This window comes from Variovorax sp. GW821-FHT09B01 (genome assembly GCF_059418345.1).
This window is the reverse complement of the sequence record NZ_JBWKPQ010000010.1, coordinates 136,323-160,944: the sequence shown is the minus strand read 5'-3', so window position 1 is coordinate 160,944 and position 24,622 is coordinate 136,323. Positions and strand designations below refer to the sequence as shown.

The following is a 24,622-nucleotide window of genomic DNA, read 5'->3' as shown; positions in this document are numbered from 1 at the left end:
CGGGCTCGGTCTCCTGACGAGGCGATGATAGCCTCATGGCGTGCGTGACGGGGGCTCGGGCACGATCTTGCGCACCTCGCCGAGCATCAGCTCGCCGAGCGCGAGCTGGCCGTGCATCGACAGATGGGTGTCGTTGGGGAAGTAGAAGTCGCGGATCCGGGTCTTCTTTTCCTGCGTGAAGGCGAACAGGTCGGGGCCCAGGCCCGAGGTCTTGAAGGCCTCGACGAAGGCCTTCGAGTGCGAGGGATCGATGTAGGTGGTGGTCTTGTTGGGGATCACCATCCAGAGCATCGGGAATGCGGTCTGCGACTTGGTGAAAGCCTGCATCGCGGCCACGTCCGCGGCCGGCAGCTCGCCGTTCTCGTCGTCCTCGCCGAAGAACAGGGCCTTGTTGCACAGGCGGTGACTGAACATTTCGCAACCATTGACCACCGCGCGGGCCTTGGTGCGGTCGGTGGAGACGGTGTCGGCCGTGGTCGCCTTGGCGGCACGGGTGTACTTGAGCGTGTCCAGGCCCGAGGTGAGCTTGGCACCCCAGTTGAGCGCGAAGCCGGGCACGTGCTCGAGCGGCACCGCGAAGGGCTCGGTGCGCGCGGCGAAGGGCCGCTTCATCGTCTCGCAGCTGCGCGTGTAGCGCATGCGCTCCTGCAGGATGCGCTCCACGCTCTCGACGATCACCAGCTTGCCCTTGAAGCCGGCGCGCGCGAGCCAGGCGTCGAAGTCGCCGCACAGGCGCTCGTCGAACTGCCCCCAGAAAGCCGTGGTGACCTTGTAGCCGGCCTTGACCAGCACCGACTGCCAGCGGTGTGTCATCGAGAAGCTGTCGCCGATCACGACGATGTCGGCCTGGTCGAGCGGCACGGCATGCAGGTACTCGGGCGCGACCTTCGGCGGCTCCTGGGTCCAGCCGAACTCGCGGTCGGACATCAGGCCGATGCGGCTCAGGTCGCCGTAGGGAATGGGCGTCGCGAGCGTGAGCACCAGCAGCGACGAGATGACGAGGAATCCGGCCACGAAGATCCGCAGCCACAGTTTTGCGGGCGTCATGTCAGAACTGGAAGTAGAGGAAGGGGCTGTAGGTGCCCAGCTTCGAGATGCAGATGCCGAGCAGCGTCACGGTGAACAGCGCCATCGCGGCCGTGAACAGCCTGTTGAGCGCCGGCCGGCCGGCCAGCGCCGCGGCCTGCGGCACCCAGCGCTGCAGCGTGATGGTGGGCGGCAGCGCGAGGCAGATGATGATCGCCACCAGCATGGTCTGGAAGAACTCGGGCTTGCGGTAGGGCACCGCGAGGAACTCGCGGAATGCGGTGCCGGGCACGCCGTGCAGGCCCAGCATGCCACGGTAGATGTCCATGGCGGCGTGCAGGCTCTCGGCGCGGAACATCACCCAGGCGATCATCACGCACAGGAAGGTCAGGAACCAGCCGAGAACGCGGCCGGCGATGCTCGGCGGGCCCTTGCGGCGGAAGGTGGTGGTCCAGATGTGGTTGATCATCAGGAAGATGCCGTGCAGCGCGCCCCAGATCACGAAGGTCCAGGCCGCGCCATGCCACAGGCCGCCGAGCACCATCGTGAGGAACAGGTTCACGTGGCGGCGCTTCGGGCCCTTGCGGTTGCCGCCCAGCGGGATGTAGAGGTAGTCGCGCAGGAAGGTCGACAGCGAGATGTGCCAGCGGCGCCAGAACTCGATGATGCTGGTCGACTTGTAGGGCGAGTTGAAGTTCAGCGGCAGCTGCACGCCCAGGCACAGCGACAGGCCGACCGCCATGTCGGAGTAGCCCGAGAAGTCGAAGTAAATCTGCAGCGTGTAGGCGAGCACGCCGAACCACGCGGTGTAGAGCGTGGGCTCGATGCCGTTGTGCACGCCGTTGAAGACCAGGTCGGCGTACTGGCCCATCGGGTCGGCGATCAGCAGCTTCTTGGCCAGGCCGAAGGTGAAGATGGCCAGCCCGAGCGCGATCTTGTTGGGGTCGGCGCGGTAGGTCGCGGGGTTGGCGAACTGCGGCATCATCTGCGCGTGGTGCAGCACCGGGCCCGCGATCAGGTGCGGGAAGTAGGTGACGAACAGCACGTAGTGGATGAAGCTGCGCTCGTGCACCTTGCCCTGCCAGCAGTCGACCAGGAAGGCGATCTGCGTGAAGGTGTAGAACGAGATGCCGATCGGCAGCACGATGTGCAGCAGCGGGATCGGCGCGAGGCCCGCAGCGCTCAGGCCGTCGTTGACGTTCGAGACGAAGAAGTTGGCGTACTTGAACACCGCCAGCACCACGAGATTGACGGTGAGCGCCGTGATCAGCAAGGTCTTGCGCCGGCGGTCGTCGCGCCCCGGTGCCGGCGTCAGGCGCAGGCCGAACCAGTAGTTGACGCAGATCGAGGCCAGCAGCAGCGGCAGGGCCTGCACGCTCCACCAGCCATAGAAGAACAGCGAGGCCAGCGCAAGAAACCCGGCTGCGGCCCGGATGTTGCGTTTGCCGATCAGGAAGAACCCGAGCAGCACCAGCGGGAAATAGACAAAGATGAAGGAATACGAGTTGAACAGCATCTCGAGAGGAGGCGCTGCTGCGAGCGCCCTTTTGTCGTAATCGTGGTGCAGCCGCCGCTGCGGCTAACCGGTGATTATCGCGTGCTGGCCGAGGTCCACCGTTTCCAGAGACCCCGCACCTGCACGGCGAGTTCCTCCAGGGTCAGGCTTTCGTTGTCGATGACCGCGTCGGCCGCGGCCCGGCGCAGCGCCCGCGGGGCCTGTTGCGCGATCACAGCGCGCACCGCTTCGGGGGCCCAGCCCGAGCGCGCGACCACGCGTCGCAGCTGGGTTTCTTCGCTGGCGTCGACCACCAGCACGCGCTCGACCAGCGCGCGCCAGCGCCCCGATTCGACCAGCAGGGGGACGTCGAAGACGATGGTGGCATCGGGACCGGCGGCCGCGGCTTCGCGCCGGGTTTCGGCGCCGATCAGGGGATGGAGGATGCCTTCGAGGGCGCGCTTGGCCTCGGGGTCCTGGAACACGAGTTCGCGCATGCGGGCGCGGTCGAGGCCGCCGTCCGGCCGCAGCACCGCGGCGCCGAAGCGGGCCTCGAGCGCGGGCATCGCGATGCCGCCGGGTTCGGCGATGCGGCGCGCGATGGCATCGGTGTCGACCAGCACCGCGCCCTCGGCGACCAGCAGGCGCGCGACGGTGCTCTTGCCGCTGCCGATGCCGCCGGTGAGGCCGATGCGCCGGATCATTGAAAGCTTCCTGGCCTCAATGGAGCCAGGGGCCGAGCGGGAAAGCGAAGGGCGCCCATTGCTTGACGACGCCCGGACCGATGACGAGGCAGACCAGGCCCGCGCCCGCGAGGAAGGGGCCGAAGGCGATCGGAACACCCTTGTCCAGCTTGCCGCTGAAGCGCATGCCCAGGCCGAGGACAGCGCCCACGATCGAGGAGATCAGGATGATCGCGATCAGGTAGTCGGCGCCGAGCCATGCACCCAGTGCTGCCAGCAGCTTGAGGTCGCCTTGGCCCATGCCTTCTTCCTTCATGACGAACAGGTAGCCATGGTAGACCAGCCAGAGGCTGAGGTAGCCGAACACCGCGCCCCAGACCGAGAGCTGCAGCGAGGTGCCGGTCCAGCCCGCGGCCGCGCCGATCAGGCCGAGCCACAGCAGCGGGTAGTTGAGCGAGTCGGGCAGGAACTGGGTGTCGAAGTCGATCAGGAACTGGCAGACCAGCAGCGCCGCGAAGGCGGCCCACAGCGCGCCCGTTGGCGTGAGGCCGAAGCGGTGGCCGCAGAGCGCGAACAGCGAGGCGGTGGCCAGTTCGACCAGCGGATAGCGCGGGCTGATCCGGGTCTTGCAGGCGCCGCAACGGCCGCGCAATGCGAGGTAGCTCAGCACCGGGATGTTCTCGTACCAGCGGATCTCGTGGCCGCAACTGCCGCAGCGCGAGCCGGGCCGCATGAGGTCGAAGCGTGGCAATTTCTCGAGTTCGACGGCGGCCTTGTCGGCCGCAGCTTCGAGGCCGGCCGGGGGCTGCGCCTTGGAGCCGAAGACCAGCGACCAGAGCGAGGGCATGTCCTTGACGCTCATGAGGTTCGCGACCGCGTCGTTCAACCAGTCGCGGTACATCATGACCGGCGTGCGGTAGATCACCACGTTGAGGAAGCTGCCGATCAACAGACCGAGGACGCCGGCCAGTGCGGCGTCGAATCCCTGCGACACCGGCATCAGACGACCTGGCCGAGCTTGAAGATGGGCAGGTACATCGAGACCACGATGCCGCCGATGATCACGCCGAGGAAGACGATGATGATCGGCTCCATCAGGCTCGAGAGGCCGGCGACCATGTCGTCGACCTCGGACTCGTAGAAGTCGGCCGCCTTGCCGAGCATGTGGTCGATGGAGCCCGACTCCTCGCCGATGGCGGTCATCTGGATCACCATCGAAGGGAACAGGTTGACGTTGGTCATTGCATTCGTGAGGCTGGTGCCGGTCGACACCTCCTGCTGGATCTTGGCCGTGGCGTCGCCGTACACGGTGTTGCCCGAAGCGCCGCCGACCGAGTCGAGCGCCTCGACCAGCGGCACGCCCGCGGCGAACATGGTGGCCAGCGTGCGCGTCCAGCGTGCGACGCAGGACTTCTCGATCAGCGCGCCGAAGATCGGCACCCGCAGCAGCAGGCGGTCCATGACCCGCTGCACGCGCTCGTTGCGCTTCCAGGCCTGGAAGAAGAAATAGAGGCCGCCGCCGATCACGCCGAAGATCAGCCACCAGTACGCCACGAAGAACTCACTGACCGCCATCACGAACAGCGTGGGGGCGGGCAGGTCGGCGCCGAAGGAGGTGAACACCTGCTTGAAGGCCGGGATCACGAAGATCATGATGATGGCCACCACCACGAAGGCCACCACGACCACCGAGGTCGGGTACATCAGCGCCGACTTGATCTTCGACTTGATCGCCTCGGTCTTCTCCATGTAGGTCGCCAAGCGGTCGAGCAGGTCTTCGAGGATACCGGCCGCTTCGCCGGCCTCGACCAGGTTGCAGTAGAGGTTGTCGAAGTACTTCGGGAACTTGCGGAAGGCCGACGACAGCGAGGTGCCGGTCTCGACGTCGCTGCGGATCTCGTTGAGCAGCTTGGCGACGCTGGGGTTGGCATTGCCGCGGCCCACGATGTCGAAGGACTGCAGGAGCGGCACGCCGGCCTTCATCATGGTCGCTAGCTGGCGCGTGAAGATCGCGATGTCCTTGGGCTTGATGCTCTTGCCCGAGCGGGTGCGGCGCTTCTTGATCTTGCTGGCGAGCACGCCCTGGCGCCGCAACGCGGCCTGCACCTGGTTCTCGCCGGCGGCACGCAGTTCACCGCGCACCAGCTTGCCGTTGCGATCCTTGCCTTCCCATTCGAAGACGAATTCCTTGACGTCGCGCCGTTGCCGGTTTGCCGTCGATGCTGCTGTGGCCATTCGGTTCGATCTCCGCTTCCAGTGTGTTCGTTATAGGTTGGTGACCGCCACCACTTCCTCGAGCGAGGTCAGGCCCTGCATCACTTTTCGCAGGCCCGACCGGCGCAGCGAGCGCACGCCTTCTGCTTCCGATTGCTGCGCGATGTCGAGCGCGCTGCCGTCACGCAGGATGATTTCCTGGATCGCCTCGGAGATCGGCATCACCTGGTAGATGCCCACTCGGCCCTTGTAGCCGCCGGTACAGGCCGCGCAGCCCACGGGCCGGTAGGGCTTCCAGCTGCTGTCGATCTCGTCGTCCTGGAAGCCCGCTTCGAGCAGTGCTTCGCGCGGGATGTCCACGGGCGCGCGGCAGGCCATGCACAGCCGCCGCGCGAGCCGCTGGGCGGTGATCAGGATCACGCTCGACGCGATGTTGAAGGGCGCGATCCCCATGTTGCGCATCCGCGTGAGGGTGGTGGGAGCGTCGTTGGTGTGCAGCGTCGACAGTACCAGGTGGCCCGTCTGGGCGGCCTTGATCGAGATGTCGGCGGTTTCGATGTCGCGGATTTCGCCGACCATGATGATGTCGGGATCCTGCCGCAGGAAGGCCCGCAGCGCGGCCGCGAAGGTCAGGCCGGCCTTCTCGTTCACGTTGACCTGGTTGACGCCCGGCAGGTTGATTTCCGACGGGTCCTCGGCGGTCGCGATGTTCACGCCCGGCTGGTTCAGAAGGTTGAGGCAGGTGTAGAGCGACACCGTCTTGCCCGAGCCGGTCGGCCCGGTGACCAGCACCATGCCGTAGGGCCGGCTGATGGCGTGCAGCAGGCGTTCCTTCTCGTCGGCGTCGTAGCCCAGCGCATCGATGCCCATGCGCGCGCTGCTGGGGTCGAGAATCCGGACCACGATCTTCTCGCCGAACAGTGTGGGCAGCGTGCTCACGCGGAAGTCGATCACCCGGTCGGGACCGATCTTGAGCTTCATGCGCCCGTCCTGGGGCACCCGTTTCTCGGAGATGTCGAGCCGCGAGATGACCTTGATGCGCGAGGCCAGCTTGTCCTTGATCACGGTCGGTGGGCTCGCGACCTCGCGCAGTTCGCCGTCGACCCGGAAACGCACGCGGTAGTGGTGCTCGTAGGGCTCGAAGTGGATGTCCGAAGCGCGCATGCTGACCGCGTCGAGCAGCATCTTGTGCAGGAAGCGCACGACCGGCGCGTCCTCGACCTCGGCGATCGCCTGCTCGTTGGCGTCGCCCGCGGTGTCGGCGCTGACGTCGTCGAACTCGAATTCGGTGCCGACGATGCTGTTGATGGTTTCGGCCGCGCTGGCCGCGGCGGCCTCGACCATGCGCGACAGCTTGTCGTACTCGGCGATGACCCAGTCCACGCCCATCTGCGAGGCGAACTTGATCTTCTCGGCGGCCTGCTGGTCGGACGGATCGGCCGTGGCGACGATCAAGCGGTTGTTGCGCTTGCTGAGGACGACGATGCGGTAGGCCTGGCAGAGCTTGGGATCGAGCAGATCCTTCGGCAGGCGCTGGTGGTCGATGGCGTCGAGGTCGAGCAGCGGGGCGCCGAAGGCATTCGAGAGCGTGTGGGCGAGGTCGGCGGCCGAGACGGCGCCAGTGCCCGTGAGTTCGGCGATGAAGCTGGAGCGGCTGCTCAGCGACTTCTGATAGAGATCTTCCGCAGTTTTCGCGGGCAGCTTGCCGGCCGAGACCAGCGCGCGTGCAAGCCCTGGCAAGGCGACTTGCGGGTTTTCTTTAACGGGAAGTTCGGCTGCAGCCATCAGCGAATGCAAGAGATGTGAGAAATTGCTTCACGATCATCGCCGAACACTCCTGTGCTGTAAATCGCTGTACAGCAACAGAAAATGGCATTCTGATGGTTTATGCCAGTCTCGAAAAGACTGGTCGGGGTGAGAGGATTCGAACCTCCGGCCTCTACGTCCCGAACGTAGCGCTCTACCAGGCTAAGCTACACCCCGATGGTGCGAAAAGTCAGTCGTCCTTGGCCAACTCGTTAGAGGTGTCAGGCACGCCGCTCAAGCAGCTGAGCCGCTAATTGTAGCAAACCTGAAGCGTGCGAATTCGTCGCGAAGCCGTCGAGCGCAGAAATTGCGCGTTGTGCTTCGGCCGCGGCCGCCGCGCGCGATGCATCCAGGGCACCGGTTTCGCGCACGATCTCGACGATCTTGCCCAGTTGGGCAGTGTCGCCGGCCTCGATGGCCGCGCGCACCAGCGCGCTCTGGGCCGCGGTGCCGCGCTGCATCGCAAAGATCAGCGGCAGCGTGGTCTTGCCTTCGCGCAGGTCGTCGCCGAGGTTCTTGCCGGTTTCGCTGGCGTCGCCCGCGTAGTCGAGCACATCGTCGATCACCTGGAAGGCCGTGCCCAGCGCCTGCCCGTAGGTGGCACAGGCCTCCTCGACTTCGGACGTCACGCCTGCCAGCACCGCGGCCAGGCGCGTGCTGGCTTCGAACAGCTTGGCGGTCTTGGAGCGGATGACGCGCAGGTAGGCCGACTCGTCGAGCGAGGCGTCGTGCATGTTCATCAGCTGCAGCACCTCGCCTTCGGCGATCACGTTGGTCGCTTCGGCCAGGATCTGCATCACGCGCATGTTGTTGGCATCCAACATCATCTGGAAGGCGCGCGAATAAAGGAAGTCGCCGACCAGCACGCTGGCGGGATTTCCGAAGGATTCGTTGGCGGTCGGGCGTCCGCGGCGCAGCGTCGATTCGTCGACCACGTCGTCGTGCAGCAGCGTGGCGGTGTGGATGAACTCCACCACGGCCGCGAGATTGAAGCGCTGTTCGCCGGTGTAGCCGAGCGCGCCGGCCATCAGCAGCAGTAGCGCCGGCCGCAGGCGCTTGCCGCCCGCGGAGATGATGTACTTGGAGACTTGGCTGACCAGCGGCACCCCGGTGTCGAGGCGGTTGGAGATCACGCGGTCGACTTCGACCATGTCACCGGCGATCAGGCCGAGGACTGCGGCGGTGGGGGAGGTGTCGGCGGCGGGAACTGACAAAGCGTGGGCGCTGGGCGCTGCTGAATACAGAGGATGGCGCGGACGCCGGAAGGCGCCGATTATAGGGAGCGGGAAGCGGCCACCGGCCTCGGCAGGTGGCCCGGCCATGTGAGCATGCGCAAACCGTGCTATAGTCTTGGGCTCTGCGGAATTCGCCGCGGAGACTCAATTCCTAAGAGGTTCACATGTACGCGGTCATAAAAACCGGTGGCAAGCAGTATCGCGTTGCTTCCGGCGAGAAAATCAAAGTAGAACAGATTGCTGCGGACGTTGGCCAGGAAATCGTGATCGACCAGGTTCTGGCCGTCGGAAACGGCGCTGAAATCAAGGTTGGCACGCCCCTGGTGTCCGGTGCAACGGTGACGGTCACGGTGCTGTCGCACGGCAAGCACGACAAGGTTCGCATCTTCAAGATGCGCCGTCGCAAGCACTATCAGAAACGTCAAGGCCATCGCCAGCAGTTCACCGAGCTGCAAATCGGCGCGATCGCCGGTTAAGGAGCAGACTCCATGGCACAGAAAAAAGGCGGCGGCTCCACGCGAAACGGGCGCGATTCCAAGCCCAAGATGCTCGGCGTGAAGGCCTTCGGCGGCCAACTGATCAGCGCCGGCTCGATCATCGTGCGCCAGCGCGGTACCCAGTTCCATCCCGGCGTGAACGTCGGCGTGGGCAAGGACCACACGCTGTTCGCCCTCGTCGACGGCCACGTGTCGTTCGGCTTCAAGGGTGCGCTCAACAAGCACATGGTCAATGTGACGCCGGCGGCCTGAGCCTCCAGCCACTTCGACTGTCTCGGAGCCCCGCTTTGCCGGGGCTTCTTCATTTGTAAACTGGACATCCCATGAAGTTCGTCGACGAAGCCTTCATCGACATCGCCGCCGGCGATGGCGGCAACGGCTGCGTGTCGTTCCGCCATGAGAAGTACAAGGAATTCGGCGGCCCCAATGGCGGCGACGGCGGGCGCGGCGGCCATGTGTTCGCCGTGGCCGACTCGAACCTCAACACGCTGGTGGATTTCCGCTATTCGCGTCGGCACGAAGCCAAGCGCGGCGAGCACGGCATGGGCTCCGACATGTTCGGCGCCGCGGGCGACGACATCACGCTGAAGATGCCGGTCGGCACGATCATCACCGACGCCGAAACCGGCGAGGTGCTCTACGAATTGCTCACGCCCGGCGAGGTCATCACCATCGCCAAGGGCGGCGACGGCGGCTTCGGCAACCTGCGCTTCAAGAGCGCCATCAACCGCGCGCCGCGCCAGAAGACGCCCGGCTGGCCCGGCGAGCGCAAGAGCCTCAAGCTCGAACTCAAGGTGCTGGCCGACGTGGGCCTGCTGGGCATGCCGAACGCCGGCAAGTCGACGCTGATCAGCGCGATCTCGAACGCGCGCCCGCGCATCGCCGACTATCCGTTCACCACCCTGCACCCCAACCTCGGCGTCGTGCGCGTCGGCCCCGAGCAGAGCTTCGTGGTGGCCGACCTGCCCGGCCTGATCGAGGGTGCTTCCGACGGTGCCGGTCTCGGCCACCTGTTCCTGCGCCACCTGCAGCGCACCCGGCTGCTGCTGCACGTGATCGACCTCGCGCCCTTCGACGAGACGGTCGACCCGGTTGCGCAGGCCAAGGCGATCGTGGGCGAGCTCAAGAAGTACGACGCGCAGCTCTACGAGAAGCCGCGCTGGCTGGTGCTCAACAAGCTGGACATGATCCCCGAGGAAGAACGCGCCGCGCGCGTGAAGGACTTCGTGAAGCGCCTGCGCTTCAAGGGCCCGGTGTTCGAGATCTCGGCGCTCACGCGCGAAGGCTGCGAGCCGCTCGTGCATGCGATCTACCGCCAGGTCAAGGCTCAGCAGGTGGCCGAGCAGCCGCCGGCCGAGATCGATCCGCGCTTCGTTGAACTGCCGCCCGAAAAGCCTTGAGCGAGGGCCTTCGGCCCGGCCCTGCAATGCTATTGATTAAATAGCATAATCGTCAGTCTTCACGCCAGCTACAGCCTTCAATGACCTCGAATACCGGATCCACAGCCCTGCGGGACGCCCGCCGCATCGTCGTCAAGGTGGGCTCGAGCCTCGTGACGAACGAGGGCCGCGGCCTCGACGAGGGCGCCATCGGTGAGTGGTGCCGGCAGCTCGCCGCGCTGGTGCGCGACGGGCGCGAGGTGGTGATGGTCTCGAGCGGCGCCATCGCCGAGGGCATGAAGCGCCTCGGTTGGAAGACCCGGCCGCACGAAGTGCACGAGCTCCAGGCCGCCGCGGCTGTCGGCCAGATGGGCCTGGCCCAGATGTACGAAACCAAGCTGCGCGAGAACCGCATCGGCAGCGCGCAGGTGCTGCTCACGCACGCTGACCTGGCCGACCGCGAGCGCTACCTCAATGCCCGTTCGACCCTGGTGACGCTGCTGCGCCTCGGCGTGGTGCCGGTCATCAACGAGAACGACACCGTGGTCAACGACGAGATCAAGTTCGGCGACAACGACACGCTCGGCGCGCTGGTCGCCAATCTCGTCGAGGCCGATGCGCTGGTGATCCTCACCGACCAGCGCGGCCTCTATTCGGCCGACCCGCGCAAGGACCCCGACGCGAAGTTCATCCACGAGGCCGCCGCGGGCGACCCGGCGCTCGAGGCCATGGCCGGTGGCGCGGGCTCGAGCATCGGCAAGGGCGGGATGATCACCAAGATCCTCGCGGCCAAGCGTGCGGCCGGCTCGGGCGCCTCCACCGTGATCGCCTGGGGGCGCGAGCCCGACGCGTTGCTGCGGCTCGCGCAGGGCGACGCCATCGGCACGCTGCTGGTGGCGCAGACCGCGAAGCACCAGGCGCGCAAGCGCTGGATGGCCGACCATCTGCAACTGCGTGGCGCCGTGATCGTCGATGCCGGCGCGGCCGCCAAGGTGCGTGCCGAGGGCAAGAGCCTGCTGCCGATCGGCATGACGGGCGTGTCGGGCGAGTTCTCGCGCGGCGACGTGATCGCGGTGCGCGATGCCGAGGGCATCGAGCTGGCGCGCGGCCTCGCCAACTACTCGAGCGTCGAGGCGCGGCTGCTGTGCCGCAAGCCCTCGGCCGAGTTCGAGCGGCTGCTGGGCTACGCGGCCGAACCGGAGATGGTGCACCGGGACAACATGGTGCTGATGCCGGTCTGAGGCTCGCCTCGACCCGCGCCAAAGAAAAAGGCCCCGATCGGGGCCTTTTCTCATCGTGCCGGTGTGCCGCTCACTGCACTTCGCGCACCGGATTGCGGATGTACTGGACGATCTCGCTCGCCGTCGAGCGCGGTGCGCTGTCGCGGCACAGGCCCTGGGTCGCGATGGCCCAGGTGTAGCGCGAGTTGAGGTCGGTGATGCGCTTCCACTCGGGCGCCTTGGCCAGCTCCCAGGCATTGCCGCTGTAGCGCGCATAGCTCTTCATCTCGCCGGTCTTGCAGCGCACGCCGTCGTAGAAGGCATTGACCGTGCCGCCCGCCTTGCTGCTCGCCACCACCACGTAGCGCACGATGCCGTCGGGCGTGATCGTGATGGTCTTCGGGTCGATGCCGAACTTCAGCGTCATGTAGGGCGGCATCTCGATCGGCACCAGGCTGTTCTGGTCGAAGGCCGGTGGCGGCGGTGCCGCGGACTCCTGCCACTCGGCATCGGACTGCGTCGTCTTGGGCGGGGGCGGCATGCCGCTTTGCGCCCAGTCGGGGTTGTCGGTGTCGTGCTTGGCCGAGCCGCAGGCCGCCAGCAGCAGGGCACTGGCGAGAACGAGCGCCGGGCTAACGCGGCGTGGGAGGTTGCGCAGCGGATGCGGACGGAAAGACGGGGCCGTCGGAAGAGTCGGTCGCAGATTTGACATTGGGATCCGGGTCGAAGCTCGCGCCCGGAGGCAGTTCGAAGTTGGCGTCGTGGCCGCCTGCGGAGGGATGGCGCTCGAACTCTCGGGCGCGCACGTTGCTGCGCAGGAAGCGGTTGCGGAAATCCTGCCGTGGCAGGTAGCGAGCAAGCTCGGTGAGCGCCATCTCGTAGACGCCCCGTTTGAATTCGACGACGACGTCGAGCGGCACCCAGTAGTCGTGCCAGCGCCAGGCGTCGAATTCGGGATGGTCCGTGGCACGCAGGTTGAGATCCCAGTCGTGGCCGACCAGTTGCAGCAGATACCAGATTTGTTTCTGGCCCTTGTAGTGACCTCGTGCGTCTCGTCGGATGAACCGATCCGGCACCTCGTAGCGCAACCAGTCGCGGGTACGGGCCACGATACGCACGTGCTCCGGATGGAGACCCACTTCCTCATGCAATTCCCGGAACATGGCTTGCTCGGGACTTTCGCCGCGGTCGATGCCGCCTTGCGGAAACTGCCAGGAATGCGTGCGGATGCGTTTGCCCCAAAAAACCTGGTTTTTCTGGTTGAGCAGGATGATGCCGACGTTGGGCCTGAAGCCGTCCCGGTCGAGCATAATCAAACCCCAATTTTTGAACTGAGTCGATTATGCATGCCGGGTTGCACTCGGCAAGCGACCGGTTCCGGGCTCTCAGGGTCTCTACGGGGGCCGTCGTCCGTCTCGTTTCACTCCGAACCAGCACCGCATTTCCGATGAAAGCATCCCGTTTCTTCGTCTCCACCCTCAAGGAAGCGCCGGCCGATGCCGAGGTGGCGAGCCACCGTCTCATGATGCGCGCGGGCATGATCAAGAAGGTCGGCACCGGCATCTACACGTACATGCCCATGGGCCTGCGCGTCATCCGCAAGGTCGAGGCGATCGTGCGCGAGGAGATGAACCGCGCCGGCGCGGTCGAGCTGACGATGCCGGTGGTGCAGCCCGCCGAGCTCTGGCAGGAGTCGGGCCGCTTCGACAAGATGGGCCCCGAGCTGCTGCGCATCAAGGACCGCCATGACCGCGACTTCGTGGTGCAGCCCACCAGCGAAGAGGTGGTGACCGACATCGCGCGCCAGGAGATCCGCAGCTACAAGCAGCTGCCGAAGAACTTCTACCAGATCCAGACCAAGTTCCGCGACGAGCGCCGTCCGCGCTTCGGCCTGATGCGCGGGCGCGAATTCATCATGAAGGACGCCTACAGCTTCGACCGCGACCTCGACGCGGCCAAGGCCAGCTACCAGGCGATGGCGCAGGCCTACCGCAACATCTTCGACCGCTTCGGCCTGCGCTACCGCGCCGTGGCGGCCGACAGCGGCGCCATCGGCGGTGACCTCAGCGAGGAATTCCAGGTCATCGCCGCCACCGGCGAGGACGCGATCGTCTACTGCCCCGACAGCGACTACGCGGCCAACATGGAAAAGGCCGAGGCGCTGGCCCCGGCCGGCCCGCGTCCCGCCGCCGCCAATGCGCTCGAGAAGACGCCCACGCCCGGCAAGAGCACCTGCGAGGACGTCGCCGTGCTGCTCGGCGTGCCGCTCGCCACCACCGTGAAGTCGCTGGTGCTGGCCACCGACATCGTCGACGAGGCCGGCAACATCACGGGCTCGCAGGTCTGGCTGCTGTTGCTGCGCGGCGACCACGAGATGAACGAGATCAAGGTCGCCAAGCTGCCCGGCCTCGACAAGGGCTTCCGCTTCGCGACCCTGGCCGAGATCGACGCGCACTTCGGCTGCAAGCCGGGCTACCTCGGCCCGCTGAACCTCAAGAAGCCGGTGAAGCTGGTGGCCGACCGCGAAGTGGCGCTGATGGCCGACTGGATCACGGGCGCCAACGAGGTCGACTTCCACATGACCGGCGTCAACTGGGGCCGTGACCTGCCCGAGCCCGAGCTGGTGGCCGATCTGCGCAACGTGGTCGCGGGCGATGCCTCGCCCGACGGCAAGGGCGTGCTGGCGATCGAGCGCGGCATCGAGGTGGGCCATGTGTTCGTGCTGGGCACCAAGTACAGCAAGGCCATGAACGCCACCTTCCTCGACGAGGCCGGCAAGCCGCAGTTCCTCGAGATGGGCTGCTACGGCATCGGTGTCACGCGCCTGCCTGCCGCCGCCATCGAGCAGAACCACGACGAGCGCGGGATCATCTGGCCCGACGCGATCGCGCCGTTCACCGTGGTGGTGTGCCCGATCGGCATGGACCGCAGCGCCGAGGTCAAGACCGCAGCCGAGGCGCTCTACGAAGAGTTGCTCGCCAAGGGCGTCGACGTGCTGCTCGACGACCGCGGCGAGCGCCCGGGCGCGATGTTCGCCGACTGGGAACTGATCGGCGTGCCGCACCGCGTGGTGATCTCCGACCGCGGCCTCAAGGAAGGCCAGCTCGAATACCAGCATCGCCGCGACACCGCCGCGACCAAGGTGCCGGCCGCCGGCATCGCGGACTTCATCGCCGGCAAGCTCGCGGCATGAGCCTGCAGGGCGGCTTCTCCCGGCGCCATTGCATCGGTGCCGCGGCGGGCGCCCTCGCGGCACTGTCGCTGCCGCGCCCCGCACTGGCCGGCGCGCAGATCGAGGAACCGCTGATCGACTCGGTGCGCACCGCGCTGAGCTCGGCCATCCACAACAAGGCACCGCCGGTGCCGCAGTTCGCGAACACCGAGGCGCGCCTGGCCTACCTGCGCTGGCTCGGCGAGATGAGCGAACGGCTCAAGAAGAAGATCGCCGACGCGCCCTCGCGCATCGAATTCCTGCAGACGGTCTGGTACGAGGCCAAGCGCTCGGGGCTCGACGTGAGCCTGGTGCTCGGGCTGATCCAGGTCGAGAGCAATTTCCGCAAGTTCGCGGTCTCGAGCGCGGGTGCGCGCGGCTACATGCAGGTCATGCCGTTCTGGACCCGCGTGATCGGCGACAGCGATCCGGCCAAGCTGTTCCACATGCAGACCAACCTGCGCTTCGGCTGCGTGATCCTGCGCCACTACCTCGACCGCGAGAGCGGCGACCTGTTCCTGACGCTGGGCCGCTACAACGGCAGCCGCGGCAAGGCGCCGTATCCGAACGCGGTGTTCTCGAACCAGCGGCTGTGGGCCTGGGCCGACCGCGAGCGCGAGATCGAGCGCAAGGAACAGGACAAGGCCCGTTCCGCGGCCTGACCCGGGCGCGGGCGGTCAGGTCTTGGTGACCATCACCTGGTCGATCCGGTAGCTGTCGACGTCCATCACCTCGAAGGTATAGCCCGCCCAGCTCACGCTGTCGGTGCGCTTGGGAACGCGGCGCAGCATCACCATCAGGAAACCCGCGAGCGTCTCGTACTCGTCGGCATGCGGCAGCTCGTCGATCTGCAGCGCGCGCTGCACGTCCTGGATCGGCGTGATGCCGTCGATCAGCCAGGAGTTCTCGTCGCGGCGCACGATCTGCTCCTCGTCGGGCGTGGACACCAGGTCGCCCATCACCGTGCTCATCACGTCGTTGAGGGTGATCACGCCCACCACCAGGCTGTACTCGTTGACGATGATCGCGAAGTCCTCATGAGCCTGCTGGAACTGCTCGAGCACCTCGGTCAGCGACAGCCGGTCGGGAATCACCAGCGCCTTGTGCAGCGGCAGCCCCTGGTCGAAGGCCAGCGGCTGGCCGCTGAGCACGCGCTGGAACATGTCCTTGGCATCGACGTAGCCCAGCACGTGGTCGATGTCGCCGTCGCACACCGGGTAGGCCGAGAAGGGCTCGGCCACGATGCGCGCGCGCAGCACCGACTCGGGGTCGTCGTGCAGGAACCAGGCGATGCTGTCGCGCGCGGTCATCACGCTGCTCACGAGCCGCGTCTCGAGCTCGAACACGTTGGCGATCACCTGCTGCTCGCGTACCGCGAGCACCCCGGCGCGCGCGCCGGCCTCGGTCATCGCGAGGATGTCGGCCGAGGTGATCTTGTCGTCGCGCGCCATCGGCATGCCCAGCAGCTTGAACAGCAGGTCGGTGCAGGCGGTGAACAGCCACACCAGCGGCTTGAAAGTGGTGATCAGCAGCTGCATCGGCTTGGCGATGCGCACCGCCAGGCGCTCGGGGTCGTTCATGCCCAGCCGCTTGGGGAACAGGTCGGCGAACACCAGGAACACCGCGATGATGGTCACGAAGGAGCACAGGAAGCCCGCGCTCTGCGCGCCCTCGGGGCCGAGCCAGCCGGTGAACAGGCGCGCGAAGTAGGGACTCAGCGCGCCTTCGCCGACCACGCCGCCCAGGATCGCGACCGCATTGAGGCCGATCTGCACCACGGTGAAGTAGTAGCCCGGCTGCTCCTGGATGCGCAGCACGAGGTCGGCGCGCGCGTCGCCGTCGTCGGCCATCTGGCGCAGGCGCAGCCGGCGCGAGGCGGCCAGCGCGATCTCGGCGAGGGAGAAGAAGGCGCTCAGCGCGATCAGGAGCGCGATGACGAGCAGGCTTTGGGTCAGGGTCATGGTGTTCACCAGCAGACCCCGATGGTGCCATGGCGCAGGGTGCGCCCGCCACGGGCGCGACCCGCGGGAGAAAGGGCGCTCAGACCCCGCCGTGCGGGTGGGTCGGGTCGACCCACAGCACCGACTCGGGCTTCTCGACCGGCTCGATGTCGAGGTTCACCGCGACGGCCTCGCCGTCGCTGCGGCACAGCACGCACTCGAGCGTCTCGGTCGGGCTGGCGTTGATTTCCTGGTGCGGCACGTAGGGCGGCACGTAGATGAAGTCGCCCGGTCCGGCCTCGGCCGTGAACTCGAGCTGCTCGCCCCAGCGCATGCGCGCGCGGCCGCGCACGACGTAGATCACCGATTCGAGGTGGCCGTGGTGGTGGGCGCCGGTCTTGGCGTCGGCATGGATGGTGACCGTGCCGGCCCAGAGCTTCTGCGCGCCGACGCGCGCGAAATTGATCGCCGCGGCCCGGTTCATGCCGGGCGTCTGGGCGGTGTTGGCGTCGAGCTGGTTGGCCGCGATCACCCGTACGCCGTCGTGCTTCCACGCCGGGGCCGCAGCCTCGTCGTGCGGATGCCCGTGGTCGTGATCGTGGCCGTGGCTCATCGCCGGGCCCGGATCAGGCAGCGTCGCCGGCCAGCACCTTCTGCAGTTCGCCCGACTCGTACATCTCCATCATGATGTCCGAGCCGCCGACGAATTCGCCCTTGACGTAGAGCTGGGGGATGGTGGGCCAGTTGCTGTAGTCCTTGATGCCCTGGCGGATGCCGTCGTCCTCGAGGACGTTGACGGTCTTGAGCGACCTGGTGTCGACGCCCACGGCCTTGAGGATCTGGATCGCGCGGCCCGAGAAGCCGCACATGGGGAAGCTGGCGTTGCCCTTCATGAAGAGCACGAGTTCGTTGGATTTGACGAGGTCGTCGATGCGTTGCTGGGCGTCGGACATGGGGGCTCCTGAAAAGTAGGCTGGAGGGATTATTTCACCGTGCGCCGGATTCCGCCCGAGCAGCGCGCGATGCCTGCCAGGTCGTCGCGGCTTTGCACCTCGGCGAAGCCGTGGGCGGCCAGCAGCTGCCGCACGGCGGGGGCCTGGTCGTGGCCGTGTTCCAGCAGCAGCCAGCCGCCTTCGGCCAGGTGCGCGGGCGCGTCGGCGACGATGCGGCGGATGTCGTCGAGCCCGTCGGCGCCGGCCACCAGCGCCGAGACGGGCTCGTGCTGCAGCGCCGGCAGGTGCGGGTCGCCGGCGGCGATGTACGGCGGGTTGCTGGCGATCAGCGCGTAACCCCGGTCCGCGCCCGCGAGCCAGTCGGCCTGGGCGAAACGCACCGGCAGCTTCAGGCGCTCGGCATTGGCGCGGGCCACCGCGAGCGCGTCGGCGCTGGAATCCACGGCATCGACCTGCGCATCGGCCCGCGCATGCTGCAGCGCCAGCGCGATCGCGCCGCTGCCGGTGCCCAGGTCGAGCACGCGCGGCGCGGCCTGGCCTTCGAGGCATTCCAGCGCCCAGTCGACCAGCGTCTCGGTGTCGGGCCGCGGCACCAGCACGCGCGGGTCGACGCGCAACTCGAGGCCGTGGAATTCCTTCTCGCCCAGCAGATAGGCCACCGGCTCGCCCGCGAGGCGGCGAAGCAGCCGCGCCGACAGTGCGGTCCACAGCGGCTCGGGCAGCGCGTCGGTGTCGTGCGCGAGCAGCCAGGCGCGGTCGTGCGGCGGCCGACCCAGCGCGTGCAGCAGCAGCAGCTGGGCATCGAGCCGGTCGACGCCCAGCCGCGCGGCCGCGGCCAGCGCCTGGGTCACGGTAGAAGGCGCGAGCGGCTCGGTGCTCATGAGGGCAGGCTCGATTCGAGCTCGGCCAGCTGCTCGGCCGCGCGCGCCGCGCGCAGCGCCTCGAGCACGTCGCCGAGGTCGCCTTCCATGATCGCGAGCAGCTTGTAGAGCGTGAGGTTGATCCGGTGGTCGGTGAGCCGGCCCTGGGGGAAGTTGTAGGTGCGGATGCGGTCGGAGCGGTCGCCGCTGCCGATCAGGCCCTTGCGCAGCGCGGCGTCCTTGGCGGCGCGCTCGCTGCGCTCCTTCTCCTGGATCCGCGCCGACAGCACCTGCAGCGCCTTGGCCTTGTTGCGGTGCTGGCTGCGGTCGTCCTGGCACTCGGCCACGATGCCGGTCGGGATGTGCGTGATGCGCACCGCCGAATCGGTCTTGTTGATGTGCTGGCCCCCGGCGCCGCTGGCGCGGTAGGTGTCGATGCGCAGGTCGGCCGGATTGATCTGCACGGCCTGCGCCTCGTCGGGCTCGGCCAGCACCGCCACCGTGCAGGCGCTGGTGTGGATGCGGCCCTGCGTCTCGGTGGCCGGCACGCGTTGCACGCGGTGGCCGCCCGATTCGAAGCGCAGGTTGCCGAACACCTCGTCGCCCGAGATGCGCACCACCACTTCCTTGTAGCCGCCGAGCTCGCTCTCGTTCTCGCTCACGATCTCGCAGCGCCAGCCGGCGCGCTCGCAGTAGCGCGTGTACATGCGCAGCAGGTCGCCCGCGAACAGCGCCGATTCGTCGCCGCCGGTACCGGCGCGGATTTCGAGGAAGGCGTTGCGCGCGTCGTCGGGGTCCTTGGGCAGCAGCAGGCGCTGCAGCTCGTCTTCCAGCTGCGCGAGCTCGGCCTCGGCCTCGGCGATTTCCTGCGCGGCCATCTCGGCCATGTCGAGGTCTTCGAGCATTTCCTTGGCGCCCGCGATGTCGGCCTCGCGCTGCACGTAGCGCGCATAGCGGCCGGCCACCTGTGTCACCTCGGCATGCTCGCGCGAGATGGTGCGGTACTGCGCCATGTCGCCCATGATGTCCTCGCGTGAGAGCAGGAAGTCGAGTTCGCCGAGGCGGGCGGCATAGCGTTCGAGTTGGTGACGGAGGAAGGGCTTCACGGCGGAGGGATTCAAAAAAGAGGGGAAGTGCCGCGGCACGGCGGCAAGGCGCATGGAGGCCGCGGCACGCCGTGCCGGGCTCGCGGACGAGCGCCGCTAACGCTCTTTGCGCAGGAACAGGCGCGAGATGGTCTGCGCCGTCTGCTCGCGCGAGGCGGCATCGCCCGCGTGCAGCTCGGCCAGCGCGCCGTGCAGCATCTTCTGCGTGAGCCCGCGCGACAGGGCTTCGAGCACGGCGTCGACCGATTCGCCCTTGGCGAGCAGCTTGCGCGCGCGCGCCAGTTCGGCGGCACGCCATTCGTCGGTCTGCGCGTTGAGCTGCTGGATCAGCGGCACGGTGCCGCGCTGGCCCAGCCAGTGCATGAAGCTCTGCACGCCGGCGTCGATGATGACCTCGGCCTGCGCCACCGCGGCCTGGCGGTTGGCCTGACCCTGCTGCACCACCTGGGCGAGGTCGTCCACGGTGTAGAGGTAGATGTCCTCGAGCGCCTTCACCTCGGGCTCGATGTCGCGCGGCACGGCCAGGTCGACCATGAACATCGGGCGGTGCTTGCGCGACTTGAGCGCGCGTTCCACGGCGCCCAGGCCGATGATCGGCAGCGTGCTCGCGGTGCAGCTCACGACGATGTCGAACTCGGCCAGCCGCGCAGGCAGATCCGCCAGCCGCATCGCCTCGCCGCCGAAGCGCGAGGCCAGCTTCTCGCCGCGTTCGAGCGTGCGGTTGGCGATGGCAATGGACTTCGGTTCCTTGGCCGCGAAGTGCGTGGCCGCGAGGTCGATCATCTCGCCGGCGCCGACGAACAGCACGCGCGTCTGGCGCAGGTCCTCGAACAGCTGGCCGGCCAGGCGCACGGCGGCGGCCGCCATGCTGATCGAGTGCGCACCGATCTCGGTGGCGGTGCGCACTTCCTTGGCGACCGCGAACGAGCGCTGGAAGAGTTGGTTGAGCGTGCTGCCCAGCGCGCCGGCGGTTTCGGCGGCGCGCACCGCGTCCTTCATCTGGCCGAGGATCTGGGCTTCGCCGAGCACCATCGAATCGAGGCCGCTGGCCACGCGGAAGGCATGGCGCGCGACGTCGCCGTCGTGCAGGGTGTAGGCATGCGAGCGCAGCAGCGCGGGGGCCACGCCGCCGCTCTGGGCCAGCCAGCCGACCGTGTGGTCGATCGCGGCATGGTCGGCGGCGCAGTAGATCTCGGTGCGGTTGCAGGTCGAGATGATGGCGGCCTCGACCTGCGGGTGGCGGCCGCTCGAGAACGAGCTGCGCAGGCTCTGCAGAGTGGGAGCGATCTGGTCGAGCGCAAACGCGAAACGACCGCGCAGATCGAGCGGCGCGGTCGTGTGGTTCAAGCCAAGAGCCCAGACAGACATGCAGCGATTATAAAATTTGCGGAGCCCGTCCCGGCACCGTGCTGTCTATGACCTCCATAGCGGCTGGCGGATGACGCTTCCGCCCCTTCCCGAATGTCCGCGCTCGCCCTGCTCAACCACCTCCTCAACTTCGCGCTGCCGGCCGTCTTCGTGGCCGGGGTGCTCGCGCTGTGCGGCCGCTTCCTGATGCCGCGAAAGCCCGGAACGCCCGCCATCTGGGCGCAATTCGCTATCAATACGATAGCTGGCGTGCTGGTGCTGCTGGCCGGGCTGGTGGTCACGGGCCATGACGGCCGCATCGCGAGCTATGCCGCGCTGGTGGTGGTCTGCGGCACCGTGCAGTGGCTGCTGCAGCGCGGCTGGCGGCGCTGAGCGGCGGTCTTCAGGCCCGCACCATGTAGTGCGCCGGTGCGGGATAGCTCGCCAGGCGCGCCTGCTGCGCCGCGTCGGCCAGCGCATGCACCGCGTAGCCGTGGCGCTCCCAGAAGCCCAGCGAGGATTGCACCGACACCAGCGCCGAGCGCCGCCAGCCCGCCGTGTCGGCGAAGGCCAGTGCATGCCGCACCAGCGCCGGTCCCAGGCCATGGCCCGAGGCGGCCGGATCGACCGCGAGGTCGTGCAGGTAGAGCGCGTCGGCCTGCGCCTCGGGCAGCACTTCGAAATCGCCGTGCAGGGCCGTGAGCTTGCCCACGCGCGAGGGATAGGCCGCGAGGTAGGCGGCCACCCGTCCCGCGTGCTCGACCACCCAGCCGGTGCGCGGCGCCGCGGCGAGCCGGCGCACGATCAGCGCCCCGTCCTCGACGAAGCCCGTGCCGTAGCAGGCGAGCTGGATCGCCAGCACGGCCTGCAGGTCCTCGGGCCGCATCGCGCGCACTGCGGTCATGCCAGCAGCAGCTTGTCGTCGTCGAGCTTCTCGCCGCGCGTCTGTTCGAACATGCGCAGCAGGTCGGGTACGTCCAGGCCCGAGCGCTCGGGGCCGGCCACGTCGAGGATCACCTGGCCCTCGTGCAGCATCACCGTGCGCGATCCGTAGTCCAGCGCCTGGCGCATGCTGTGCGTGACCATCATCGCGGTGAGCTTGCTCTCCTCGACGATGCGCGCCGTGAGCTCGAGCACGAAGGCCGCGGTCTTCGGGTCGAGCGCGGCCGTGTGCTCGTCGAGCAGCAGGATGCGCGAGGGCTTGAGCGAGGCCATCAGCAGGCTCACGGCCTGCCGCTGGCCGCCCGACAGCAGGCCGATGCGGTCGGCCAGCCGGTTCTCCAGCCCGAGCTTGAGGATCGACAGCTTCTCGCGGAACAGCTCGCGCAGCCCGCGGTTGAGCGACAGGCCCAGGCCGCGCCGCTCGCCACGCTTCCAGGCCAGCGCCATGTTCTCCTCGATGGTCAGCGCCTCGCAGGTGCCGGCCATCGGGTCCTGGAACACGCGCGCCACCATGCCCGAACGTTGCCAGGCGTTGAGCCGCGTCACGTCCTTGCCGTCGATCTCGATGCGGCCCTTGTCGACGATCAGGTCGCCGCTCACCGCATTGAGGAAGGTCGACTTGCCGGCGCCGTTCGAGCCGATCACGGTGACGAACTGGCCGGTGGGAATCTCCAGGCCGAGCCCGCGCAGCACGCGGTTCTCGATCGGCGTGCCCGGGTTGAAGGTCATCTCGAGTTGTTCGGCGCGCAGCATCAGTTCTTCCCCTTGAAAAGCCCGGCGAGCTTGCGCTTGTAGGCGGGCACCAGCAGCGCGAAGGCCACCAGCACGGCGGTCACCAGGTTCAGGTCCTGCGCCTGCAGGCCCATGAAGTCGGTGTTCAGCGCCATCGCGATGAAGAAGCGGTAGAGCAGCGCCCCCAGGATGCAGGCCAGCGTGGTGATCACCATGCTGCGCGCGGGCATCAGCGTCTCGCCGATGATCACCGCCGCCAGGCCGATCACGATCGTGCCCACGCCCATCGAGATGTCGGCCGTGCCCTGGCTCTGCGCGAACAGCGCGCCGGCCAGCGCCACCAGCGCGTTCGACAGCGCCAGGCCCGCCATGGTGTGGAAGTCGGTCGAGATGCCCTGGGCGCGCGCCATGCGCGCATTGCCGCCGGTGGCGCGCATCGCCAGGCCGGCCTCGGAGGCGAAGAACAGGTCGACCACGATCTTCGCGGCGATCACGATCAAGAGCAGCAACAGCGGCTTGGCCCACTGCTCGGGCATGCCGCCGAAGCTGGCCATGCTGAACACGGTGGGCTCGGTGATCAGTGCCACGTTGGGCTTGCCCATCACGCGCAGGTTGATCGAGTAGAGCGCGATCATCACCAGGATGCTCGCGAGCAGCTGCATGATCTTGAGCTTCACGTTGAGCCAGGCCGTGACCCAGCCCGAGACGGCGCCCGCGACGCAGGCCACCGCGGTGGCGGCCACGGGGTTCCAGCCGGCCACGATCAGCGTGGCGGCCACGGCGGCGCCGAGCGGGAAGCTGCCGTCCACCGTGAGGTCGGGGAAGTTGATGATGCGGAAGGACATGAAGACGCCCAGCGCGACCAGCCCGAATATCAGGCCGATCTCGATGGCGCCCAGCGAGGCGATGAGGGACATGAGGAAGAAGCTCCCGGCGAAAACGAAAAGACGGGCCGCCCGCAGGACGACCCGTCGCTGGCGATGAAGCCGGGACTTACTTGGTGCTCACGACCTTGGCGGTCTTCAGCAGCTCGTCCGACAGGGTCACGCCCTGCAGCTTGGCCGCACCCGGGTTCACCACCAGCTCGAAGTTGGTGCTGGTCTGCGAGGCGATCGTGCCGGGCTTCTCGCCCTTGAGGATGCGCACCACGATCTTGCCGGTCTGGCGGCCGATGTCGGTGTAGTTCAGGCCCAGCGCCGCGACCGCGCCGCGCTCGACGGTCGCGGTGTCGGCCGCCACCACCGGCAGCTTGGCCTGCTGCGCCACCTTCACGATGCCCTCGAAGGCCGACACCACGTTGTTGTCGGTCGGCGTGTAGATCGCGTCGGCCTTGCCGACCAGGCTCTGGGCGGCGGTCGGCACGTCGACGGTGCGCGCGGCGGCGGCTTCCACCACCGTCATGCCGGCGGCCGCGGCGGCCTTCTTGAGGTCGGCCACGATCGCCACCGAGTTGGCTTCGCCGGGGCTGTAGATCACGCCGATGCGCTTGGCGGTCGGTACCACCTGTTTGATGAGGGCGATGTGCTTGTCCAGCGGCGACAGGTCCGACACGCCGGTCACGTTGGTGCCGGTGGCGTCCCAGCTCTTCACCAGCTTGGCGGCCACCGGGTCGGTCACGGCCGAGTAGACGACCGGAATCGTCTTGGTGGCGGCCAGCGTTGCCTGGGCCGAGGGGGTGGCGATCGCGACGATCACGTCGGGCTGGTCGCCCACGTACTTGCGCGCGATCTGGGCCGCAGTGCCCACGTTGCCCTGTGCGCTCTGGTAGGTGAACTTGAGGTTCTTGCCCTCTTCGTAGCCGGCCGCCTTCAGCTCGGCCTTGACGCCGTCGCGCACGGCGTCGAGCGCCGGGTGCTCGACGATGGCGGTCACGGCCACCGACTTGTCGGCCGCGAAGGCGGGCGCGGCGGCGAGCATGCCGAGGGCCAGGGCGGCGGCGACAGGGGTGCGAAGCAGGGCGAATTTCACGTGGGATC

At 67.7% G+C, this 24,622-nt stretch carries 26 protein-coding genes and 1 tRNA gene; 7 read left to right on the top strand and 20 right to left on the bottom strand.

The genetic code is table 11. The features are described 5' to 3' along the window. Positions 1-33: 33 nt before the first annotated feature. The 8 genes from AC07RV_RS25855 to AC07RV_RS25820 form a co-directional block, all read right to left on the bottom strand. Positions 34-1,047, bottom strand: coding sequence for a hypothetical protein (locus AC07RV_RS25855; RefSeq protein ID WP_296787492.1), 1,014 nt, complete (start codon positions 1,045-1,047; stop codon positions 34-36). A gap of 1 nt (position 1,048) precedes the next feature. Beyond that, positions 1,049-2,542 carry an MBOAT family O-acyltransferase gene (locus AC07RV_RS25850; RefSeq protein ID WP_296787493.1) on the bottom strand — a complete coding sequence of 498 codons (1,494 nt, stop codon included), beginning with the start codon at positions 2,540-2,542 and terminating at the stop codon, positions 1,049-1,051. Between the two features lie 74 nt (positions 2,543-2,616). Further along, positions 2,617-3,225: a dephospho-CoA kinase gene (gene coaE / locus AC07RV_RS25845; RefSeq protein WP_296787494.1), complete on the bottom strand. Its 609-nt coding sequence runs from the start codon at positions 3,223-3,225 to the stop codon at positions 2,617-2,619. A 16-nt stretch (positions 3,226-3,241) separates the two neighbouring features. Next, entirely contained in the window at positions 3,242-4,204 is a 963-nt protein-coding gene (locus AC07RV_RS25840; RefSeq protein WP_296787495.1) for a prepilin peptidase, read from the bottom strand. Then, a complete protein-coding gene (locus AC07RV_RS25835; protein WP_296787496.1) occupies positions 4,204-5,439 on the bottom strand; it encodes a type II secretion system F family protein in 1,236 nt (411 codons plus the stop codon). The genes AC07RV_RS25840 and AC07RV_RS25835 overlap by 1 nt, the downstream gene beginning before the upstream one ends. A gap of 30 nt (positions 5,440-5,469) precedes the next feature. Beyond that, positions 5,470-7,203 (bottom strand): type IV-A pilus assembly ATPase PilB, encoded by a 1,734-nt coding sequence (gene pilB / locus AC07RV_RS25830; RefSeq protein ID WP_296787497.1) that lies wholly within the window; start codon positions 7,201-7,203, stop codon positions 5,470-5,472. Between the two features lie 121 nt (positions 7,204-7,324). Then, positions 7,325-7,401 (bottom strand) — tRNA-Pro (locus tag AC07RV_RS25825). Between the two features lie 44 nt (positions 7,402-7,445). Next, complete coding sequence (locus AC07RV_RS25820) at positions 7,446-8,438, bottom strand: polyprenyl synthetase family protein (RefSeq protein WP_296787498.1); 993 nt, start codon at positions 8,436-8,438, stop codon at positions 7,446-7,448. A 185-nt stretch (positions 8,439-8,623) separates the two neighbouring features. Here AC07RV_RS25820 and rplU point away from each other — a divergent pair, with 185 nt between their 5' ends. The 4 genes from rplU to proB all read left to right on the top strand — a co-directional run bounded on the left by rplU (position 8,624) and on the right by proB (position 11,576). Next, positions 8,624-8,935, top strand: a complete 312-nt coding sequence (gene rplU / locus AC07RV_RS25815) for a 50S ribosomal protein L21 (RefSeq protein WP_057592097.1) — start codon at positions 8,624-8,626, stop codon at positions 8,933-8,935. 12 nt (positions 8,936-8,947) lie between these two features. Continuing rightward, positions 8,948-9,208 (top strand): 50S ribosomal protein L27, encoded by a 261-nt coding sequence (gene rpmA / locus AC07RV_RS25810; RefSeq protein WP_057592096.1) that lies wholly within the window; start codon positions 8,948-8,950, stop codon positions 9,206-9,208. 71 nt (positions 9,209-9,279) lie between these two features. After that, the gene (gene cgtA, locus AC07RV_RS25805) at positions 9,280-10,356 is read left to right on the top strand and encodes an Obg family GTPase CgtA (RefSeq protein WP_093341025.1); all 1,077 of its coding nucleotides are present in this window, start codon (positions 9,280-9,282) and stop codon (positions 10,354-10,356) included. A gap of 80 nt (positions 10,357-10,436) precedes the next feature. Continuing rightward, positions 10,437-11,576, top strand: a complete 1,140-nt coding sequence (gene proB / locus AC07RV_RS25800) for a glutamate 5-kinase (RefSeq protein ID WP_093341023.1) — start codon at positions 10,437-10,439, stop codon at positions 11,574-11,576. 70 nt (positions 11,577-11,646) lie between these two features. Here proB and AC07RV_RS25795 read toward each other — a convergent pair whose 3' ends face one another. Together AC07RV_RS25795 and AC07RV_RS25790 are read right to left on the bottom strand one after the other, a co-directional pair. Further along, complete coding sequence (locus AC07RV_RS25795; protein WP_256222354.1) at positions 11,647-12,096, bottom strand: CNP1-like family protein; 450 nt, start codon at positions 12,094-12,096, stop codon at positions 11,647-11,649. Between the two features lie 91 nt (positions 12,097-12,187). Continuing rightward, entirely contained in the window at positions 12,188-12,865 is a 678-nt protein-coding gene (locus tag AC07RV_RS25790; RefSeq protein WP_093341020.1) for an RNA pyrophosphohydrolase, read from the bottom strand. Positions 12,866-13,002: 137 nt separating this feature from the next. Between AC07RV_RS25790 and AC07RV_RS25785 the strand changes: the two genes are divergently transcribed. After that, the gene (locus tag AC07RV_RS25785; protein ID WP_296787499.1) at positions 13,003-14,748 is read left to right on the top strand and encodes a proline--tRNA ligase; all 1,746 of its coding nucleotides are present in this window, start codon (positions 13,003-13,005) and stop codon (positions 14,746-14,748) included. Further along, complete coding sequence (locus AC07RV_RS25780; RefSeq protein ID WP_296787500.1) at positions 14,745-15,428, top strand: lytic transglycosylase domain-containing protein; 684 nt, start codon at positions 14,745-14,747, stop codon at positions 15,426-15,428. The genes AC07RV_RS25785 and AC07RV_RS25780 overlap by 4 nt, the downstream gene beginning before the upstream one ends. A 15-nt stretch (positions 15,429-15,443) precedes the next feature. Here the strand turns inward: AC07RV_RS25780 and paeA are convergent, their stop codons facing one another. From paeA to hemA, 6 genes are all read right to left on the bottom strand, one after another. After that, positions 15,444-16,727 carry a polyamine export protein PaeA gene (gene paeA, locus AC07RV_RS25775; RefSeq protein ID WP_296787502.1) on the bottom strand — a complete coding sequence of 428 codons (1,284 nt, stop codon included), beginning with the start codon at positions 16,725-16,727 and terminating at the stop codon, positions 15,444-15,446. 79 nt (positions 16,728-16,806) lie between these two features. After that, entirely contained in the window at positions 16,807-17,319 is a 513-nt protein-coding gene (locus tag AC07RV_RS25770) for a cupin domain-containing protein (protein ID WP_296787503.1), read from the bottom strand. Between the two features lie 13 nt (positions 17,320-17,332). Beyond that, complete coding sequence (gene grxD / locus AC07RV_RS25765; protein ID WP_296787505.1) at positions 17,333-17,659, bottom strand: Grx4 family monothiol glutaredoxin; 327 nt, start codon at positions 17,657-17,659, stop codon at positions 17,333-17,335. A gap of 29 nt (positions 17,660-17,688) precedes the next feature. Further along, positions 17,689-18,540: a peptide chain release factor N(5)-glutamine methyltransferase gene (gene prmC, locus AC07RV_RS25760; RefSeq protein WP_296787508.1), complete on the bottom strand. Its 852-nt coding sequence runs from the start codon at positions 18,538-18,540 to the stop codon at positions 17,689-17,691. Continuing rightward, positions 18,537-19,625: a peptide chain release factor 1 gene (gene prfA, locus AC07RV_RS25755; RefSeq protein ID WP_296787510.1), complete on the bottom strand. Its 1,089-nt coding sequence runs from the start codon at positions 19,623-19,625 to the stop codon at positions 18,537-18,539. Before prfA ends, prmC begins: the two co-directional genes overlap by 4 nt. Before the next feature lie 96 nt (positions 19,626-19,721). Continuing rightward, the gene (gene hemA, locus AC07RV_RS25750; RefSeq protein WP_057592076.1) at positions 19,722-20,993 is read right to left on the bottom strand and encodes a glutamyl-tRNA reductase; all 1,272 of its coding nucleotides are present in this window, start codon (positions 20,991-20,993) and stop codon (positions 19,722-19,724) included. A gap of 93 nt (positions 20,994-21,086) precedes the next feature. On the opposite strand from hemA, the gene AC07RV_RS25745 reads away from it, so the two are divergent. Beyond that, positions 21,087-21,365, top strand: a complete 279-nt coding sequence (locus AC07RV_RS25745; RefSeq protein WP_203202644.1) for a hypothetical protein — start codon at positions 21,087-21,089, stop codon at positions 21,363-21,365. 10 nt (positions 21,366-21,375) lie between these two features. On the opposite strand, the gene AC07RV_RS25740 is transcribed toward AC07RV_RS25745, so the two are convergent. The 4 genes from AC07RV_RS25740 to AC07RV_RS25725 form a co-directional block, all read right to left on the bottom strand. Beyond that, positions 21,376-21,876 (bottom strand): GNAT family N-acetyltransferase, encoded by a 501-nt coding sequence (locus tag AC07RV_RS25740; RefSeq protein ID WP_296787512.1) that lies wholly within the window; start codon positions 21,874-21,876, stop codon positions 21,376-21,378. After that, on the bottom strand, positions 21,873-22,667 hold the full coding sequence (locus AC07RV_RS25735) for an ABC transporter ATP-binding protein (protein ID WP_057592073.1): 795 nt from the start codon (positions 22,665-22,667) through the stop codon (positions 21,873-21,875). The genes AC07RV_RS25740 and AC07RV_RS25735 overlap by 4 nt, the downstream gene beginning before the upstream one ends. Further along, positions 22,667-23,563, bottom strand: a complete 897-nt coding sequence (locus tag AC07RV_RS25730; protein ID WP_296787514.1) for an ABC transporter permease — start codon at positions 23,561-23,563, stop codon at positions 22,667-22,669. The genes AC07RV_RS25735 and AC07RV_RS25730 overlap by 1 nt, the downstream gene beginning before the upstream one ends. A gap of 76 nt (positions 23,564-23,639) precedes the next feature. After that, positions 23,640-24,614 carry an ABC transporter substrate-binding protein gene (locus AC07RV_RS25725; protein ID WP_093341005.1) on the bottom strand — a complete coding sequence of 325 codons (975 nt, stop codon included), beginning with the start codon at positions 24,612-24,614 and terminating at the stop codon, positions 23,640-23,642. Positions 24,615-24,622: the final 8 nt, after the last annotated feature.

What these genes read in the sequence shown, in the direction of transcription:
- AC07RV_RS25855 (WP_296787492.1), bottom strand. Translation starts at nt 1,047, where the DNA reads ATGACGCCCGCAAAACTGTGGCTGCGGATCTTCGTGGCCGGATTCCTC.
- AC07RV_RS25850 (WP_296787493.1), bottom strand. Translation starts at nt 2,542, where the DNA reads ATGCTGTTCAACTCGTATTCCTTCATCTTTGTCTATTTCCCGCTGGTG.
- coaE (WP_296787494.1), bottom strand. Translation starts at nt 3,225, where the DNA reads ATGATCCGGCGCATCGGCCTCACCGGCGGCATCGGCAGCGGCAAGAGC.
- AC07RV_RS25840 (WP_296787495.1), bottom strand. Translation starts at nt 4,204, where the DNA reads ATGCCGGTGTCGCAGGGATTCGACGCCGCACTGGCCGGCGTCCTCGGT.
- AC07RV_RS25835 (WP_296787496.1), bottom strand. Translation starts at nt 5,439, where the DNA reads ATGGCCACAGCAGCATCGACGGCAAACCGGCAACGGCGCGACGTCAAG.
- pilB (WP_296787497.1), bottom strand. Translation starts at nt 7,203, where the DNA reads ATGGCTGCAGCCGAACTTCCCGTTAAAGAAAACCCGCAAGTCGCCTTG.
- rplU (WP_057592097.1), top strand. Translation starts at nt 8,624, where the DNA reads ATGTACGCGGTCATAAAAACCGGTGGCAAGCAGTATCGCGTTGCTTCC.
- rpmA (WP_057592096.1), top strand. Translation starts at nt 8,948, where the DNA reads ATGGCACAGAAAAAAGGCGGCGGCTCCACGCGAAACGGGCGCGATTCC.
- cgtA (WP_093341025.1), top strand. Translation starts at nt 9,280, where the DNA reads ATGAAGTTCGTCGACGAAGCCTTCATCGACATCGCCGCCGGCGATGGC.
- proB (WP_093341023.1), top strand. Translation starts at nt 10,437, where the DNA reads ATGACCTCGAATACCGGATCCACAGCCCTGCGGGACGCCCGCCGCATC.
- AC07RV_RS25795 (WP_256222354.1), bottom strand. Translation starts at nt 12,096, where the DNA reads ATGCCGCCCCCGCCCAAGACGACGCAGTCCGATGCCGAGTGGCAGGAG.
- AC07RV_RS25790 (WP_093341020.1), bottom strand. Translation starts at nt 12,865, where the DNA reads ATGCTCGACCGGGACGGCTTCAGGCCCAACGTCGGCATCATCCTGCTC.
- AC07RV_RS25785 (WP_296787499.1), top strand. Translation starts at nt 13,003, where the DNA reads ATGAAAGCATCCCGTTTCTTCGTCTCCACCCTCAAGGAAGCGCCGGCC.
- AC07RV_RS25780 (WP_296787500.1), top strand. Translation starts at nt 14,745, where the DNA reads ATGAGCCTGCAGGGCGGCTTCTCCCGGCGCCATTGCATCGGTGCCGCG.
- paeA (WP_296787502.1), bottom strand. Translation starts at nt 16,727, where the DNA reads ATGACCCTGACCCAAAGCCTGCTCGTCATCGCGCTCCTGATCGCGCTG.
- AC07RV_RS25770 (WP_296787503.1), bottom strand. Translation starts at nt 17,319, where the DNA reads ATGAGCCACGGCCACGATCACGACCACGGGCATCCGCACGACGAGGCT.
- grxD (WP_296787505.1), bottom strand. Translation starts at nt 17,659, where the DNA reads ATGTCCGACGCCCAGCAACGCATCGACGACCTCGTCAAATCCAACGAA.
- prmC (WP_296787508.1), bottom strand. Translation starts at nt 18,540, where the DNA reads ATGAGCACCGAGCCGCTCGCGCCTTCTACCGTGACCCAGGCGCTGGCC.
- hemA (WP_057592076.1), bottom strand. Translation starts at nt 20,993, where the DNA reads ATGTCTGTCTGGGCTCTTGGCTTGAACCACACGACCGCGCCGCTCGAT.
- AC07RV_RS25745 (WP_203202644.1), top strand. Translation starts at nt 21,087, where the DNA reads ATGTCCGCGCTCGCCCTGCTCAACCACCTCCTCAACTTCGCGCTGCCG.
- AC07RV_RS25740 (WP_296787512.1), bottom strand. Translation starts at nt 21,876, where the DNA reads ATGACCGCAGTGCGCGCGATGCGGCCCGAGGACCTGCAGGCCGTGCTG.
- AC07RV_RS25735 (WP_057592073.1), bottom strand. Translation starts at nt 22,667, where the DNA reads ATGCTGCGCGCCGAACAACTCGAGATGACCTTCAACCCGGGCACGCCG.
- AC07RV_RS25730 (WP_296787514.1), bottom strand. Translation starts at nt 23,563, where the DNA reads ATGTCCCTCATCGCCTCGCTGGGCGCCATCGAGATCGGCCTGATATTC.